The following is a 14,952-nucleotide window of genomic DNA, read 5'->3' as shown; positions in this document are numbered from 1 at the left end:
ATCGACTAACCGTTCGATAATCGAACAGAGAGTGAGGCGGCTGTATTCAGGTGAACAGCTGAGTACTGAGATCGCGACTGGCATCGAGCATGATCGGCAGAAACTTCTGCTCCAGTTCGTTACGCGTCACGCGCCCGGCGCTGGTACTGACATTGAGCGCGGCCAACACCTGACCCGAGGCGTCATACACAGGGACGGCGATCGAACGCAAACCCTGCTCCAGCTCCTGATCGACAATGCACCAGCCTTGCTGGCGAACCTGTTGCAGGCATTCAAGCAACGCTTCAGGCGTGCGCAAGGTGCGACTGGTTTTGGGCTGCAAGTCCACATGGTCCAGGTATTCCTGCAGCGAAACGTCGTCCAGTGCGGCAAGAAGAATCCTGCCCATAGACGTGCAATACGCCGGCAAACGACCGCCCACCGCCAGATCAACGGAAATCAGCCGCTGGGTGGTCGCCGAACGGGCTATATAAAGGATGTCGTCACCCTCGAGCGTGGCCATGTTGCAGGCTTCATGCAACTGATTGCTCATGCGGTCCAGGTAAGGCTGGGAAGAGACCGCTAACGGTGTGGACGACAGATAGGCGTGGCCCAGGGTCAGCACCTTTGGCAGTAATGAATACGTGCGGCCGTCGGTCGTGGCGTATCCAAGCTTGATCAGTGTGTGCAGACAGCGGCGCACGGCCGCGCGGGGAATTTCGGTGCGGTGACTGATCTGCGCAATGGTCAGGTGTCGCTTGCGCTCCTGAAACGCCTGAATCACGGCCAGCCCACGCGCCAGCGATGTCATGAAATCCGGATCACCTGTGAGGGCCTGAATACGCTTGGCCGGGGACGCCACGATGGGTGGGGCCAGCGAGGCAAAGGAATTACGCAGTTGATCGTTCATCTTGATACCGTTCGTCGTGGCCGCGCAGGCCTTCTATAGCGCCACTCTCGTCTCTTTTTTCGGAGACATCAAGGGTGATCGGGGCGATTATCGAACCACTGGCCGATAATCGCAATTGACCCGCCGTCCCGTTGCTTATACCTTTCACACGCCACCATGTGGCTTCTTGGAAATACTGGTCAGGTACCCACTGAGAAGTCCCAGGCACGGCCTTGCTAACCGCAAGGCCGTTTTTGTCTCTGCCTCAATCCCCGCAAAAATCTTCCGTGTATGAATCCCGATACATTCACATTGATCGGCTCAATCGAATCAGCATGGAATTACGTCGCCAGAATTCTGTCTCAGCTGTTCACAATTTGAATAACAAAGTTCTGTCGTAAATTTTACTCGCACAAACTTCGGAACCTTCGTACACGAAAAGAGTATTTATCCTCGGTTATTGAATAAGGGGTCGCCCCACAGTTGACTCTTTTGTTCTTCTTGGAGATAGTACGCCGTAATTGACGTGCTATAACGCTACGGCGTGAGGTGATGTCCACCGCCTGATCTGGCGTGGATCCAATCTCCGCACCGCATGCACTACCCGAGTGCATTGCCCAGCGATAGACAGGCCAGAAGCCTGGTCGATTCGCCAGCAACGCTGGCAAACCCGAAAATGAATGTTGCTACGACAGCTTTGTCGTTCTGGTGCGCGTAGCCGCATGTGGCAGAAGTGTTTAATACATTCGCCCCTGACTCATCGATCACGTTTATCTTTCGTCGATCCGTCAACGGCTTCAACACTTCCAGGCACTGCGTTATCACCAGAATCAAACTCGACACAATCAGGTAATAACGTGACCAAAGATGAACTGCGCGCAGAATTAGAGCGCCAGGAACAACGTTACAAGGAAGTCTACGGTGGCGAAATCACCACCTACGCCGCTCAGCCCGAACCTGAACGCAAGCCTTGGCGCAAAAGGGCCAGCTTGCTCGATCAGGCGTTCAAGCAAGAACTGCAGAAAATGGAAGACGAGCTCAAAGAAGAGCCTTGAATCCGTTCGACTGTCGGTGCTGAGGCAACGGCCAGATACTCGATTCACCCTACCCGGTTTCAGCTAAGGTTGAAGCGCGCTACTGCGTTTTTTGCTTCCTTACAGAAAGTCAACGGGGCGGAACGACAGAAATTTCGTTGCAGGTTGCTACCAATTGGCGGCGTGCCTATCGATTAGTTTTTTTCTGTCATAATCCCGCCCCCTTAATACCGGGTCAGAAAACCTTCCATGATCGATTTATTCAGCGGACTGGATGCCTGGGTGATTGTGAGCCTGCTGCTCGCCCTGGCTTTTGTCCTCACCTTCGAGTTCATCAACGGCTTTCATGACACCGCCAACGCGGTGGCGACAGTCATTTACACCAAGGCCATGCCGCCTCATCTGGCGGTATTTTTCTCGGGTGTGTTCAACTTTCTCGGGGTGCTGCTCGGCGGTGTCGGCGTGGCGTACGCCATCGTCCACTTGCTGCCGGTCGAGTTGCTGATCAACGTCAATACCGGTCATGGACTGGCGATGGTGTTCTCATTGCTGGCGGCGGCGATCACCTGGAACCTGGGGACGTGGTACTTCGGGATTCCGGCATCCAGCTCGCACACCCTGATCGGGTCGATCCTGGGTGTGGGGCTGGCCAACGCGCTGATCAACCATATTCCGTTGGGCGAAGGCGTGAACTGGCAGAAGGCGATCGATATCGGCGCCTCGCTCGTGTTCTCGCCGCTGATGGGTTTCATCGTCGCCGCGCTGGTGCTGATCGGCCTCAAGACCTGGCGTCCGCTGTCGAAGATGCACAAGACGCCGGAACAACGCCGCAAGCTCGACGACAAGAAGCATCCACCGTTCTGGAACCGTCTGGTGCTGGTGATATCGGCCATGGCGGTCAGTTTCGTGCATGGCTCCAATGACGGCCAGAAAGGCATCGGCCTGATCATGCTGGTGCTGATCGGCATCGTGCCTGCGCAGTTCGTACTGGATTTGAGCACCACGACCTATCAGATCGAACGTACCCGCGACGCGACGTTGCACCTGAGCCAGTTTTACCAGCGCAACAACGCGACGCTCGGCGAGTACCTGGCCTTGGGCAAATCGAAAAGCGGTGACCTGCCCGAGCGCTTCAGTTGCAACCCGGAACAGACCGAACCCACCATCGATGCCCTGCTCAGCAACCTCAAGGGCGTGACCGACTATCACAGCCTGGCGCCCGAGCATCGCATTGAAGTTCGTCGCTACTTGCTGTGCCTGGATGACACCGCGCGCAAAGTCAGCAAACTGCCAGCACTGGATGCCCGTGAGAAATCCGATCTGGACAAACTGCGCAAAGACCTGACCGCGACCACTGAGTACGCCCCGTTCTGGGTTATCTTCGCCGTGGCGCTGGCGCTGGGTATCGGCACCATGGTCGGCTGGAAACGTGTGGTGCTGACCATTGGCGAGAAGATCGGCAAGCAAGGCATGACGTACGCACAAGGCATGTCGGCACAGATCACCACTGCCAGCGCTATCGCACTGGCCAACGTCTTCAGCCTGCCGGTATCGACCACGCATATCCTGTCTTCCGGTGTGGCCGGGACCATGGTGGCGAACAAGAGCGGCCTGCAAGGCGGCACCGTGCGCAACATCCTGCTGGCCTGGGTGCTGACCCTGCCCGCTACGGTCGCACTGTCGGCTGGATTGTTCTGGCTGGCGTCCAAAGCACTGGCTTGATACCCGCCGCTTTAGACTGACGGTGCCCACTCATTGAGTGGGCACTGTTGTTTTGGGTGGATGGAAAACCTGAAAGCCAGCCGTCAGCGTCGCTTCTTGCTCCCTCCCAGCAACGACCCCATCAAGCCTCGCACCAGCTCGCGACCAATCTGATTGGCAGCCTGACGCATCGCACTTTTGACCGCCTGCCCTGCCAGCCCGCCCAGAAAACCGCCGGCCATGTCGGCAAAGCCGCCTTCTGCTTTCTCGTCTGCAACGGGCGCCTGCCCTGATTCAGAAGTTGCGCCTTTCCTCGCCAGCAGCATTTCATACGCCGACTCGCGATCGACCGGCTTGTCGTAACGACCGGACAGCGGCGATTGGGCGATCAACGCCGCGCGCTCTGCATCGCTCAGCGGCCCTATCCTCGATTGCGGTGGTGCAACCAGCACACGCTTGACCATTTCCGGCGTGCCCTTTTCCTGCAGGGTTCCCACCAGCGCTTCACCGATCCCCAACTCGGTCAACACCGTCAGCGCATCGAATTCGGGATTGGGCCGGAACCCTTCCGCCACGGCTCTCAGCGATTTCTGCTCTTTGCTGGTGAAAGCCCTCAAGCCGTGCTGAATACGCAAGCCCAGTTGCGCAAGGATCGTGTCGGGCAGGTCGGAGGGAGACTGCGTGACGAAAAAAACGCCCACGCCCTTGGAGCGAATCAGCCGGACCACCTGTTCAAGCCGGTCCTGCAGCGCTTTCGGCGTATCGGCGAACAGCAGATGCGCCTCGTCGAAAAACAGCGCCAGCAGCGGTTTGTCGGCGTCGCCACGCTCAGGAAGCTGCTCGAATAACTCGGCCAATAACCACAACAGGAACGTCGCGTAGACCTTCGGCGCCTCATGCACCAGACGGCTGGCGTCCAGCAGGTGAATACGCCCTCGCCCATCGCTCGCTGGCTGCAGGATGTCTTCGAGTTGCAGGGCCGGTTCGCCGAACAGCGCTTCGGCGCCCTGTTGCTCAAGCACCGCCAGACGACGCAACAATGCCTGGCTGGAACCTGTCGTCATCAGCGCGCTGTCTTCACCCAGCACCTGCGGGTTGTCACGCAAGTAGTTGAGTAACGCCTTGAGGTCCTTGATATCCAGCAACAACAGTCCCTCGCGGTCGGCGACCTTGAACGCGGCATACAGGGCCGACTGCTGACTGTCGGTCAATTCCAAAAGGCTTCCGAGCAGTAACGGCCCCATTTCGGACAACGTCGTACGAAGTGGGTGGCCCGACTGGCCCTGCACATCCCACAACGTCACCGGGTACGCCTGCGGCGTATGGTTGAGCCAAGGCATCCCGGCAATACGCTCGGCCACCTTGCCCTGAGGATTGCCCGCTGCGCCCAGCCCACAAAGGTCGCCTTTGATATCTGCAGCAAAAACCGCCACACCTGCGTCGCTGAACACTTCCGCCAGGCGCTGCAAGGTCACGGTTTTTCCGGTGCCTGTCGCCCCAGCCACCAGTCCGTGACGATTGGCCAGACGCATCGCCTGGCCGATCGGCTGACCGTCGAGGCCCGCGCCGACCAGAATGTGTTGAGAATCCGGCATGTCATCCCCCAAAGGTCGCTTGTTTTCGAATAAGGCCAAAGCGATTCACCGAGCTTCGCCCGCATTGAACATCGCCAACCAGCGTCGGCATCTTCACTCTAGTTCACGCCACGAGAAGCCCACAGCGTCGGCGATTGCACAATGGCTTTCCCACCGAACAACTCATCTTGTGAGTGGTCAACGAAGGGCGTAATACCGCAGGAAGGAGCAACCGTGGCTGAGAACGTCAGCACGATGGGGCATATTCCAGGCACGCGAGCGGCTTGGCGCCAATGCCCACAGGGCCGCACCATTGATGCGGCAGTGATGCACGACACCTGTATCGTCTGCCGGACTTTTCCCCGATCGACGCACCGGGTATTGTCTGGAGCGCGCGCAGTTGCTGGCGACGCGGATTCCCGAAAATAATCAGTGACCATCGCGAGGCTCATTTGCATAACGCCACCCCTATCCGCCAAGGGCTACACCCCGTGGACATGCGCCATGATTTCTCTCGCCGGTATCGGCTGCGCCCCCTTGAACGCCTGCTCGAAGAAGGCCGTGAGCCCATGACCAGATTTGACGGGCTGCAACGGCAATGCGCTGCCAGGTCCGCGGCGTGAAGCGACTTGTCTGGCTGGCGGTGGTGCTGGTACTTGCCCTTCTGATTCCTTTCTTCATGGGCGGCGCGGATATGTTTCACCGCCTGCGCAACTTTCCACTCCCCTTGCTGCTCGGCATGTTTGGCATGGTTCTGGTCGGCTGGTGCATGAACACCCTGCGCTTGCGCCTGCTGTTGGGCGAGAGCGCGGGAGGACTGGGAATGCGCAAGAGTCTGGCAGTGGTCATGGCCACCGAATTCGCGTACTGCGCGACGCCCGGTGGCAGCGGTGCGCCGTTGACGCTGGTGGCGCTGCTGTCACGCAGCGGTATCGGTCCGGCAAAGAGCACGGCGGCGTTCGCCACGGATCAGCTCAACGACCTGGTGTTTTTCCTGCTCGCGCTGATCGGCATCCTGATCTACGCGGTCTTTCACAAACTCAGCGAAAACCTTGAATGGATGCTCATTGCCAGCGCATTGCTGATCGGCGCGGGCCTGTGTGCCTGCGCAGGTTTTGCACGGTATCACCGTCGAATCATTCTGCTGAACGGCAAGCTGCTCAAACGCCTGAAACGCAAAAACACCACGCGCATCCGATGGGCGCGCAAGTTGTTGCACTTTCGCGATGCGCTGGCTGAAACCTGGAAGATGCCCCACCGCATATTGCTCAAGGTCTTCGCGCTGACCTGCGTGCACTGGAGCCTGCGTTACAGCGTGATGTACCTGGCCTTGCAGGGGCTCGGCGTGAACATCGATTGGGCCTGGACGTTTCTGGTGCAAATGCTGTCGCTGAGCGCGGGACAGTTCAGCCTGTCGCCGGGCGGGGCCGGTGCTGCGGAATTGACCTCGGCGGCCCTGTTGGCGCCGATGGTGGGCAAATCGACCGCTGCCGCGGCGATTCTGATCTGGCGGATCGTGACGTACTACTTCTATCTGGTGGCGGGCGGACCGGTGTTTCTGCTGATGGTGGGCCGACCCTTGTTGATGAAACTACTCCGGATCCGGGCGGCGTGAAGCCTCTTCGTCCGTTTCCTCAGGCTTGAGTCGCTCCCACAACTGAGCGGCCCCCTCGAAATCGGTGCCGTCCTCGGGAGACAACGCCTCGGGGTCATAACGGCTCAGACAGCCTTCACCCAAGGTGGGCGGAGCGTTGGAGGTGGCTTTGTCGAGTGGGTCGGTCATGGCTGAGCTCCGCTGATCTACGGATGGACTGTGGGACGACTTCATTCGTGACACGCCAGTGCATTCACTGCGCTGTATCGCCTGACACATTGCATGGCGAATGAACTGGCCCCCACAGATCTGGCGTTTAAACGCTGCCTCTCTCGCTGGACTCTATCGTCCGGCTCAGTCGAACACCACGGTCTTGTTGTCATGGACCAGAACGCGGTCCTCCAGGTGCGCGCGCAGGCCGCGGGCCAGCACCATCTTCTCGACGTCACGACCGAAACGCACCATGTTCTCGATGCTGTCGCGGTGGCTGACGCGCACCACGTCCTGCTCGATGATCGGGCCAGCGTCCAGCTCTTCGGTGACGTAGTGACACGTCGCACCGATCAGCTTCACGCCACGCAGCGATGCTTGATGGTAAGGCTTGGCGCCCACGAACGACGGCAGGAAGCTGTGATGAATGTTGATGACCTGATGTGCATATTCGCGACAAAGATCAGGCGGCAGGATCTGCATGTAACGGGCGAGCACCACCACATCGGCTTCGTGCTGTTTCACCAGGCGTGAAACTTCAGCGAAGGCCGGCTCTTTGTCTTTTGGATCGACCGGTACGTAGTGGTAAGGAATGTTGTGCCACTCGACCATGCTGCGCAGGTCCTGGTGGTTGGAAATCACACAGGCGATTTCGCAATCCAGCTCATCGCTGTGCCAGCGGTGCAGCAAGTCCGCCAGGCAATGCGATTCGCGGCTGGCCATCAGCACGACGCGTTTTTTCTGATCGGAGTCCGTGATGCGCCAGTCCATCGAGAACTCTTCAGCGATGGGGGTGAATGCCTCGCGGAAACCCTCGAGGTCGAACGGCAGCGTGTCGGCACGGATTTCGTGACGCATGAAGAACCAGCCGCTGAGGTTGTCAGAATGATGGCTCGCTTCGGTAATCCAGCCGTTGTACGACGCCAGAAAGTTACTGACTTTGGCAACGATGCCAACACGGTCCGGGCACGCGATGACCAGACGAAAAGTGCGCATGAGGGGGAAACTCCAGAACTTCGCAAAGGCGGCTATTCTAGCGACTACCCGACGACTCTGCAGTATTCCGATGACACTGATTTCATGGGGTGAAAATGCGCCTCGGATCAACGGTAATGGGTCGCTGCTCCCGAGCCGACCCTACCGGATCTAACAAGGCGCAGATAAGGCACTCAGTAGAGGCATTCTTTTGAACGCCGGCCACATAACATTTGTTTCATGAATGCGCAGATCACTCAGCTATTTCAAAATGCTACAGATAAAACTTTTCTTAAATGTTTACTTGCGCAAACGCTGTGACTATTATTGCGTCATTACACCCTGCTCATCACAACACAGGTAGCCCTCATGTCCCTGATCAACGAATACCGCGCAACAGAAGAAGCCATCAAAGAACTGCAAGCGCGTCTGCAAAACCTGCAACAAGACGACAAACTGCAAAAGGAACTTGAGTTCGAAGGCAAACTGCGCACCCTGATGGGCGAATACCAGAAATCCCTGCGTGACATCATCGCGCTGCTGGATCCAGATTCCAAAATGAAGGCCCCTCGCGGCGCTGCGGTCAAAACTACCGGCACCAAGCGCGCGCGCAAGGTCAAGCAATACAAGAACCCGCACAACGGTGAAATCATCGAAACCAAAGGCGGCAACCACAAAACCCTGAAAGAGTGGAAAGCCAAGTGGGGCGGCGACGAGGTTGAAAGCTGGGCAACTCTGCTGGGCTAATTACCCACGTAGTGCGCTAGCTGTTGTGCAGTGATGTGCGACTCAAGAAAAACGCCAGCAAATGCTGGCGTTTTTTATTGGCCGCGAAAACGCTGCCCCCGTTTACAAGCCCACTCGCTGCTGAAGTTGCAACGCATAATCCTGCCACTGGCTCAGCACCTTGAGTTGCTCGGGCGTCGCGGTGAGGGACTGCGCGATCAAGGCTTTGGTAAAGGCTTTCAACGTATTGGGCGCCCCAGCCTGCGGGTCGGTGAGGCGCAACTGGCAAAAGCTTAACCAGCGTTGTTGCTCTTCGACGCTCAGGGTTTCGGCAAAGTTTCGGGCGCGGTAACGGAACAATAACTCGGGCAGACGAGGGTCATCGAAAGGCCAGGCCTCGCTCCCCAGTTGCTGCGGCTCGGCAATACGGACCTGCTCACAAAGACGACGATCCCGGTCGTTAATAAACCCATCATATAACTGCTGCTCGGGGTCATCACTCGCCGCGAATTCATCACTGGTGTAAACCGTTTTCAACTTTTCCTGCCAGATCGCCTGCCCTTCATTCAGCCGCAAGACACGCTCTTTCAAGACGCTCATGTCCAACTGCAACCGCTGGCGATCTTCCTCGCGCAAGACGCTCAGAGGCGCGACGACCGGGCATTTATTTATATGCAGTAGTTTGAGCGGCACTGGCAACTGCCCCTGCGCCAGATCTTCACGACGTGTATATAAACGCTGGCGCAAGGTCTCGCCGTCTTCGTCCAGCAACGGACGGTGGTCATGAAAAAGGTCGCAGACAATCAGCGCATTGCGATTGGTCGGATGCCAGGCCAGCGGTAATACGACGCTCAGGTAACTTCGCGCGGCGGAAAACCGGCCGGATATATGCACCAGCGGCTGCAACAACCGTATCTGCTCCTGCACCTTGTGCTTGCTGCGTAACTGGAAAAGATAGTCGTACAGCTTCGGTTGTTTGTCGCGAATCAAACGTGCGAGTGCAATAGTTGCACGCACATCGGACAGCGCATCGTGGGCCTGACCGTGATCGATTCCATTTGCAGCAGTGAGACGCTCAAGTTTCAGCGTGACGCGTCCTTCTTCTTCCGGCCAGACAATGCCTTCGGGGCGAAGGGCATAGGCGGTACGCACGACATCGATCAGGTCCCAGCGACTGTTGCCGCCCTGCCACTCCCGCCCGTACGGGTCGAAGAAGTTGCGATACAGGCTGTAGCGCGTCATCTCGTCATCGAAACGCAGCGTGTTGTAACCCGCGCCACAGGTGCCGGGTTGTGAAAGCTCGGCATGTACGCGGGTCATGAAATCCGCTTCGCACAATCCTTTTTCCGCCAACCGGGCCGGGGTGATGCCCGTGACCAGGCAGGCCGCCGGGTGCGGCAGGATGTCGTCGCTCGGCTGGCAATAGAGATTGACGGGATCAGCGATTTCGTTGAGCTGCTCATCGGTGCGTATCCCCGCCATTTGCAGAGGACGGTCGTTACGCGGATTGATCCCGGTGGTTTCGTAGTCGTACCAGAAGATGCTGGAGGTCACGGGGCTGATCCTGAACAAAAGACCGGGCAAGTCTAACAGATGGACCTGACGCGCTATCGAGGCGGCAGATGTAACGAGGTTATGCGCAGGTTGCTTACCTCCCCCTGCGTGGCTAGCATCAGACTTTATTTCAAGGCGTATCCCTCCCCACAATGTCCACCTCGCACGCTTGGCCAAGGAACGTTGCGCAGCCTGCCCCGCTGGACACCCGTATCCGCATGGAAACCCCGGAAGGCATCGACCTGATGCTGCGTCCTGCCGGACTGTTGGCGCGCTCGCTGGCCTTCAGCATCGATCTGCTGATTCGCGGTGCCCTGCTGACCGGACTGTTCTTTGTGCTGGGAGCGCTGGGTGAGTTCGGCACTGGCGTGTTCGTGCTGGTGCTGTTCCTGATCAACTGGTGGTACATGGTGCTGTTCGAGGTCCTGCATCAGGGACGCACACCCGGTAAGCAGATGATGGGATTGCGCGTGGTCCACGATGACGGTACGCCGGTCGGCTGGTCGGCCTCGCTGCTGCGCAATCTGTTGCGCTTCGTCGACATGCTGCCGTTCGGTTACAGCGTCGGGGCGTTTGCCTGCTTGCAACACCCGCTGTTCAAACGCCTTGGCGATCTGGCTGCGGGGACGCTGGTGATTTACCGCGACGCACCCACACCTCGCCCGGTACTGCCCGATGCGCCACCCGTGATGCCACCTTGGGTGTTGACCTTGTCGGAACAACGCGCCGTATTGGCCTTCGCCGAGCGTCAGGCGGGGCTCGCCCCGGCGCGGGCCGAGGAGCTTGCATCGATACTCGCCGAACCGTTGCAGGTGCCTGCCCACAGCGACCCGCAACAAGCGGTGAGCCAGTTGAACGGTATCGCGCGTGCACTGGCGGGCTCGGCATGAAGCGGTGCTCGCCATGAAGCAAAGCCATTTCGAACAACGCCATCAAGCCGCTTGGCAGCAGTTCGGCGAGCGCCTCGACGCGCTGGAACGCAGCCGACGCCGGCACGACGCAGGCGACGGTTTCACGCAGGCGTACCGGCAAATCTGTCAGCACCTGGCGCTGGCTCAAGAGCGCGGTTACAGCAGCCATCTGGTCGAGCCGCTGCAACAGCTCGCCATGCGCGGCCATCAACAGCTGTATCGCCACCGCAGCCAGTTCGCGGCCCAGTTGCTGGCATTCGTACTCGCAGATTTCCCGCGTCTGGTGCGTGCCGAATGGCGGCTGGTCACCTTGGCCCTCGTCTTGTTCTTCGGCAGCCTGATCGTGATGGGACTGCTGGTGTACGGGTATCCGGACCTGATCTACAGCGTGGTCAGCCCCGCTCAAGTCAGCGAAATGGAATCCATGTACGACCCTGCGGCTCGTCGTATCGGCCAAGCCGCAGAACGTGCATCGAGCACTGACTGGCTGATGTTCGGCTACTACATCATGCACAACATCGGTATCGCCTTTCAGACCTTCGCCAGCGGGTTGCTGTTTGGCTTGGGCAGCCTGTTCTTCCTGTTCTTCAATGGCCTGATGATCGGCGCCGTCGCAGGTCACCTCACCGATGTCGGCTTCGGCCAAACGTTCTGGCCGTTTGTGGTGGGGCATGGCGCCTTCGAATTGACCGCTATCGCGCTGGCGGGCGCTGCGGGCCTGAAACTGGGCTGGGCACTGCTCGCACCCGGCCCGATGCGACGTGGGGAAGCCCTGCGCATCGCCGCAAAAACCAGCGTCCGGCTGATCGGCGGCGTGATGCTGTTTCTGTTGATTGCCGCTTTTATCGAAGCCTACTGGTCGTCGATGACCTGGCCGCAGCCCACCACCAAATACCTGGTGGGCGCCGTGTTGTGGGCGTTGGTCGCCTCCTATCTGATCTTCGCCGGGCGCACACCTCATGCGCCTGACTGAAGCCTGCGTGGCGATTCGCCCGCGCAATCCATGGGAAGCCATCGACCTCGGCGTCCTGCTCGCGCGCCAGCATCGGCGTCTGCTCATGACCAGTTGGGCGATGGTCACGTTGCCTATTTTCGCGCTGATCAGCGGGTTGCTCTGGAACTATCCCAGCGTGGCGGTGCTGCTGTTCTGGTGGCTCAAGCCCGCGTTCGAACGGCTGCCGTTGCTGATCCTTTCCCAAGCGCTGTTCGGCGCAACGCCATCGTTGAAAGAGGCGCTCAAGGCCTGGCCGCGCGCGCTCAAACCCCAGTTGCTCGCCAGCCTGACCTGGCGCCGTTTCAGTCTGAGCCGCAGCTTCTATTTGCCCGTGCAGCAACTTGAAGGCCTGAACGGATTGTCACGGGCACAACGCATCGCGCTGCTGGGACAAAAGGACCGACGCGTCGCGCGCTGTCTGACGTCCATGGGCAGCACCCTGGAGATGTGCCTCTGGGCCGGTGCAATGTTGCTGTTCTACGCGCTCATTCCCCAGCAGGTTGAACTGGACTGGTCATGGCGTAGCCTGCTGGACATCGAAGGGCAATGGAACTGGCTGGAACATTTGACCAATGCGTTCTACGCGCTGGTGCTGGTGTTCTGGGGCCCGACCTATGTCTCTTGCGGTTTCGCCCTTTACCTCAATCGCCGTACGACGCTGGAAGCCTGGGACATCGAACTGGCGTTCCGCCAATTGCGCCAGCGCGTGATGGGCAGCGCCTATGCGCTCTTGATCGGCGTATCACTCGCCTTCAGCCTGTCGCCGTCGACCACGATGGCCGCCGAGCCCCCAGGCGAATCGAATTACAGCTGCCCGTTGCCGCCTCTGGACTCTCCTCTGGCGGACGAGCAGGTGGCAGGCCCCACCGCTGCGCGATTGCTGAATCAGCCGCTGACCAGCCAGGCCTCGCGGCAAGCCATCAAAACCGTGCTGGACAGCCCGCCCTTCAAGAACCCGAAAACCGTCTCGGGCTGGCGAATCGCCGAACAGAAACACAGTGCAAAGACCGGCGACAGCCCTCAATGGCTGGCGAAGCTGGTGGTGGGCTTACTGAACGCAGGCAAAACCCTGTCGACGGTTTTCGAAGCCCTGCTATGGACCTTGATCGCCGTGGTCGTTGCCTGGGCCGTGTGGCGTTATCGCGCCTGGTTCGGCACGTTTGTCAGCCGGGGCCAACGCAAGAAACCCTTTGCGCGTGCAACACCTCAACAGCTGTTCGGTCTGCAGGTGGCCGCCGGGAGTCTGCCGGACGACGTCGCCAGTGCCGCAGAAAAACTCTGGGCACACGCACCCCGCGAAGCCCTCAGCCTGCTCTACCGCGCCCTGCTCAACCGCCTGCTCACCGACTACCAACTGCCCTTGAGAAATGCCGACACCGAAGGTCAGGTGCTGGCACGCGTCGACGCCCTGAACCAGCCAATGCTCCACGCCTACAGCCATGAACTGACACGGCACTGGCAAAACCTGGCCTACGGTCATCAGCTTCCTGAGGCGCACGTGCAGCAAGCCCTGTGTGACGACTGGCGGCGGCTGTTCGCCAAGGGTGCTGCAGCATGAGCCGGCGCACAGGGATGCTGATTGGCGCCATCGTGCTGGTGTGCGTCGCGATTGCCAGCGCACCGCTGCTCAACCGTATCGAGCACTATGAAGAGGTGGTCGACCAAGGCGCGTCGCCTGAGGTGCGGGCCAACCCGTACCTGGCTGCCGAAACGTTTTTGCGTCAGCGAGGCGTGTCGGTCAACGTCACCCAGGCCCTCAATCACCTGCCCGACACGCGCCAGCAAACGCAGACCCTGATGCTGCTGGACACACGCGAAAAGATGACCCCGGCCGACGTCACCCGGTTGCTGAGCTGGACCCGTGCAGGCGGGCGCCTGCTGTTCGTCGCCGAGCAGCTATGGGATGAAAAGAAAGGCCGCAGCGGCGACTTGTTGCTCGATCAGTTGCAGATTCATCAGTTCCTCACCCGTGACCTGCGCGAACAGGACAGGCGACGTGAACGCGAGCAGATCAAGCCCGTCATCCCGTTGAGCACGCCGGACATCGAGGCGCCAAAAACACCCTGGCCCGAGCTGACCCGGCTCTACGTACAAAACGAAAACGACCCGGCCTACATGAGTTTCGATCCGGCCTTTCACCTGGACGATCCGCAGGACCACGCACAATCATGGGCCAACAGCGCCGACGCCACCCACCTGCTGCAAATGGTGTACGGCAACGGCCTGATCACGATCCTCACTGACGCAGACCTGTGGAAAACCCGCGCCATCGGCAAATACGACAATGCCTGGTTGCTGTGGTACTTGAGCCAGGACAGCGACGTCACCTTCTTGCTGCGCACCGATCACGACGACGTGTTCGGGCTGCTCTGGAAGTATTTCCCGCAAGCGTTGCTGGCATTGGCGCTGTGCCTGGGTGCAGGTCTCTGGCACGCCGGCATGCGCCACGGCCCTCTGCAGCCCGAGCCCTCGCGGGCGCGCCGCCAATTGAGTGAGCACCTGCGCGCCAGCGCCGACTTCCTGCTGCGCCGCCGAGGTCAACACGCGCTGCTACGGTCCCTGCAGCAAGACATTCTGCGTCGCGCCCGACAGCGCCATCCCGGCTTCGAAGCGTTACCGGTCACCGAACAATGGCAATTGCTGGCCCGCATCACTCGCCAGCCGACCCGCCACATTGGCCAGGCCTTGCGCCCGCGCCTTGAAGAGCGCCTGTCCAGCACCGAATTCACCCGTCAGGTTGCCTACCTGCAAACCCTCAGGAATGCCTTATGATCCGGAGCGTTGCGGTCGTTAGATCGCAGTGATATCAAA

Annotated in this window: 13 protein-coding genes and 1 pseudogene; 9 read left to right on the top strand and 5 right to left on the bottom strand. The window is 59.5% G+C overall.

Translation table 11 applies throughout. The features are described 5' to 3' along the window. Positions 1–46: 46 nt before the first annotated feature. A complete protein-coding gene (pcaR, locus tag AB4N84_RS16455; RefSeq protein ID WP_346833461.1) occupies positions 47–889 on the bottom strand; it encodes a pca regulon transcriptional regulator PcaR in 843 nt (280 codons plus the stop codon). An 836-nt stretch (positions 890–1,725) separates the two neighbouring features. On the opposite strand from pcaR, the gene AB4N84_RS16450 reads away from it, so the two are divergent. Both AB4N84_RS16450 and AB4N84_RS16445 read left to right on the top strand, forming a co-directional pair. Then, positions 1,726–1,923 carry a hypothetical protein gene (locus AB4N84_RS16450; protein WP_062383732.1) on the top strand — a complete coding sequence of 66 codons (198 nt, stop codon included), beginning with the start codon at positions 1,726–1,728 and terminating at the stop codon, positions 1,921–1,923. Between the two features lie 228 nt (positions 1,924–2,151). Next, positions 2,152–3,624 carry an inorganic phosphate transporter gene (locus AB4N84_RS16445; RefSeq protein ID WP_074755575.1) on the top strand — a complete coding sequence of 491 codons (1,473 nt, stop codon included), beginning with the start codon at positions 2,152–2,154 and terminating at the stop codon, positions 3,622–3,624. Positions 3,625–3,707: 83 nt separating this feature from the next. Here the strand turns inward: AB4N84_RS16445 and AB4N84_RS16440 are convergent, their stop codons facing one another. Then, positions 3,708–5,198, bottom strand: a complete 1,491-nt coding sequence (locus AB4N84_RS16440; protein ID WP_074755573.1) for a helicase HerA-like domain-containing protein — start codon at positions 5,196–5,198, stop codon at positions 3,708–3,710. A gap of 302 nt (positions 5,199–5,500) precedes the next feature. Here AB4N84_RS16440 and AB4N84_RS16435 point away from each other — a divergent pair. Together AB4N84_RS16435 and AB4N84_RS16430 are read left to right on the top strand one after the other, a co-directional pair. After that, positions 5,501–5,800, top strand: a pseudogene (locus AB4N84_RS16435) (DUF2334 domain-containing protein); the annotation flags it as partial. Next, positions 5,797–6,792, top strand: coding sequence for a lysylphosphatidylglycerol synthase transmembrane domain-containing protein (locus AB4N84_RS16430; protein ID WP_460042255.1), 996 nt, complete (start codon positions 5,797–5,799; stop codon positions 6,790–6,792). The pseudogene AB4N84_RS16435 and the gene AB4N84_RS16430, both read left to right, overlap by 4 nt. Here the strand turns inward: AB4N84_RS16430 and AB4N84_RS16425 are convergent. Together AB4N84_RS16425 and purU are read right to left on the bottom strand one after the other, a co-directional pair. After that, positions 6,769–6,960, bottom strand: coding sequence for a hypothetical protein (locus AB4N84_RS16425; RefSeq protein ID WP_074755571.1), 192 nt, complete (start codon positions 6,958–6,960; stop codon positions 6,769–6,771). The genes AB4N84_RS16430 and AB4N84_RS16425 overlap by 24 nt on opposite strands. Positions 6,961–7,125: 165 nt before the next feature. Beyond that, complete coding sequence (gene purU, locus AB4N84_RS16420; RefSeq protein WP_074755569.1) at positions 7,126–7,977, bottom strand: formyltetrahydrofolate deformylase; 852 nt, start codon at positions 7,975–7,977, stop codon at positions 7,126–7,128. A gap of 348 nt (positions 7,978–8,325) precedes the next feature. Here purU and mvaT point away from each other — a divergent pair, with 348 nt between their 5' ends. After that, positions 8,326–8,703 carry a histone-like nucleoid-structuring protein MvaT gene (gene mvaT / locus AB4N84_RS16415; protein WP_074755567.1) on the top strand — a complete coding sequence of 126 codons (378 nt, stop codon included), beginning with the start codon at positions 8,326–8,328 and terminating at the stop codon, positions 8,701–8,703. A gap of 102 nt (positions 8,704–8,805) precedes the next feature. Here the strand turns inward: mvaT and sbcB are convergent, their stop codons facing one another. After that, complete coding sequence (sbcB, locus tag AB4N84_RS16410) at positions 8,806–10,236, bottom strand: exodeoxyribonuclease I (RefSeq protein WP_460042253.1); 1,431 nt, start codon at positions 10,234–10,236, stop codon at positions 8,806–8,808. A 152-nt stretch (positions 10,237–10,388) separates the two neighbouring features. Here sbcB and AB4N84_RS16405 point away from each other — a divergent pair, with 152 nt between their 5' ends. The 4 genes from AB4N84_RS16405 to AB4N84_RS16390 are packed head-to-tail and all read left to right on the top strand — an operon-like array spanning position 10,389 to position 14,913. Continuing rightward, complete coding sequence (locus tag AB4N84_RS16405) at positions 10,389–11,126, top strand: RDD family protein (RefSeq protein WP_460042252.1); 738 nt, start codon at positions 10,389–10,391, stop codon at positions 11,124–11,126. 13 nt (positions 11,127–11,139) lie between these two features. Next, positions 11,140–12,120, top strand: a complete 981-nt coding sequence (locus AB4N84_RS16400) for a stage II sporulation protein M (protein ID WP_460042251.1) — start codon at positions 11,140–11,142, stop codon at positions 12,118–12,120. Then, entirely contained in the window at positions 12,107–13,699 is a 1,593-nt protein-coding gene (locus tag AB4N84_RS16395) for a DUF4129 domain-containing protein (RefSeq protein ID WP_460042249.1), read from the top strand. Before AB4N84_RS16400 ends, AB4N84_RS16395 begins: the two co-directional genes overlap by 14 nt. Next, positions 13,696–14,913, top strand: a complete 1,218-nt coding sequence (locus tag AB4N84_RS16390; RefSeq protein ID WP_460042248.1) for a DUF4350 domain-containing protein — start codon at positions 13,696–13,698, stop codon at positions 14,911–14,913. Before AB4N84_RS16395 ends, AB4N84_RS16390 begins: the two co-directional genes overlap by 4 nt. Positions 14,914–14,952: the final 39 nt, after the last annotated feature.

Source organism: Pseudomonas sp. S2_H01 (genome assembly GCF_054668305.1).
The sequence above is the reverse complement of the archived record's forward strand: the minus strand, read 5'-3'. Positions and strand labels throughout refer to the sequence as shown.

Coding starts and splice junctions, on each gene's coding strand:
- AB4N84_RS16395 (WP_460042249.1), top strand. CDS start 12,107: ATGCGCCTGACTGAAGCCTGCGTGGCGATTCGCCCGCGCAATCCATGG.
- AB4N84_RS16445 (WP_074755575.1), top strand. CDS start 2,152: ATGATCGATTTATTCAGCGGACTGGATGCCTGGGTGATTGTGAGCCTG.
- AB4N84_RS16405 (WP_460042252.1), top strand. CDS start 10,389: ATGTCCACCTCGCACGCTTGGCCAAGGAACGTTGCGCAGCCTGCCCCG.
- purU (WP_074755569.1), bottom strand. CDS start 7,977: ATGCGCACTTTTCGTCTGGTCATCGCGTGCCCGGACCGTGTTGGCATC.
- AB4N84_RS16400 (WP_460042251.1), top strand. CDS start 11,140: ATGAAGCAAAGCCATTTCGAACAACGCCATCAAGCCGCTTGGCAGCAG.
- AB4N84_RS16425 (WP_074755571.1), bottom strand. CDS start 6,960: ATGACCGACCCACTCGACAAAGCCACCTCCAACGCTCCGCCCACCTTG.
- AB4N84_RS16390 (WP_460042248.1), top strand. CDS start 13,696: ATGAGCCGGCGCACAGGGATGCTGATTGGCGCCATCGTGCTGGTGTGC.
- pcaR (WP_346833461.1), bottom strand. CDS start 889: ATGAACGATCAACTGCGTAATTCCTTTGCCTCGCTGGCCCCACCCATC.
- AB4N84_RS16440 (WP_074755573.1), bottom strand. CDS start 5,198: ATGCCGGATTCTCAACACATTCTGGTCGGCGCGGGCCTCGACGGTCAG.
- mvaT (WP_074755567.1), top strand. CDS start 8,326: ATGTCCCTGATCAACGAATACCGCGCAACAGAAGAAGCCATCAAAGAA.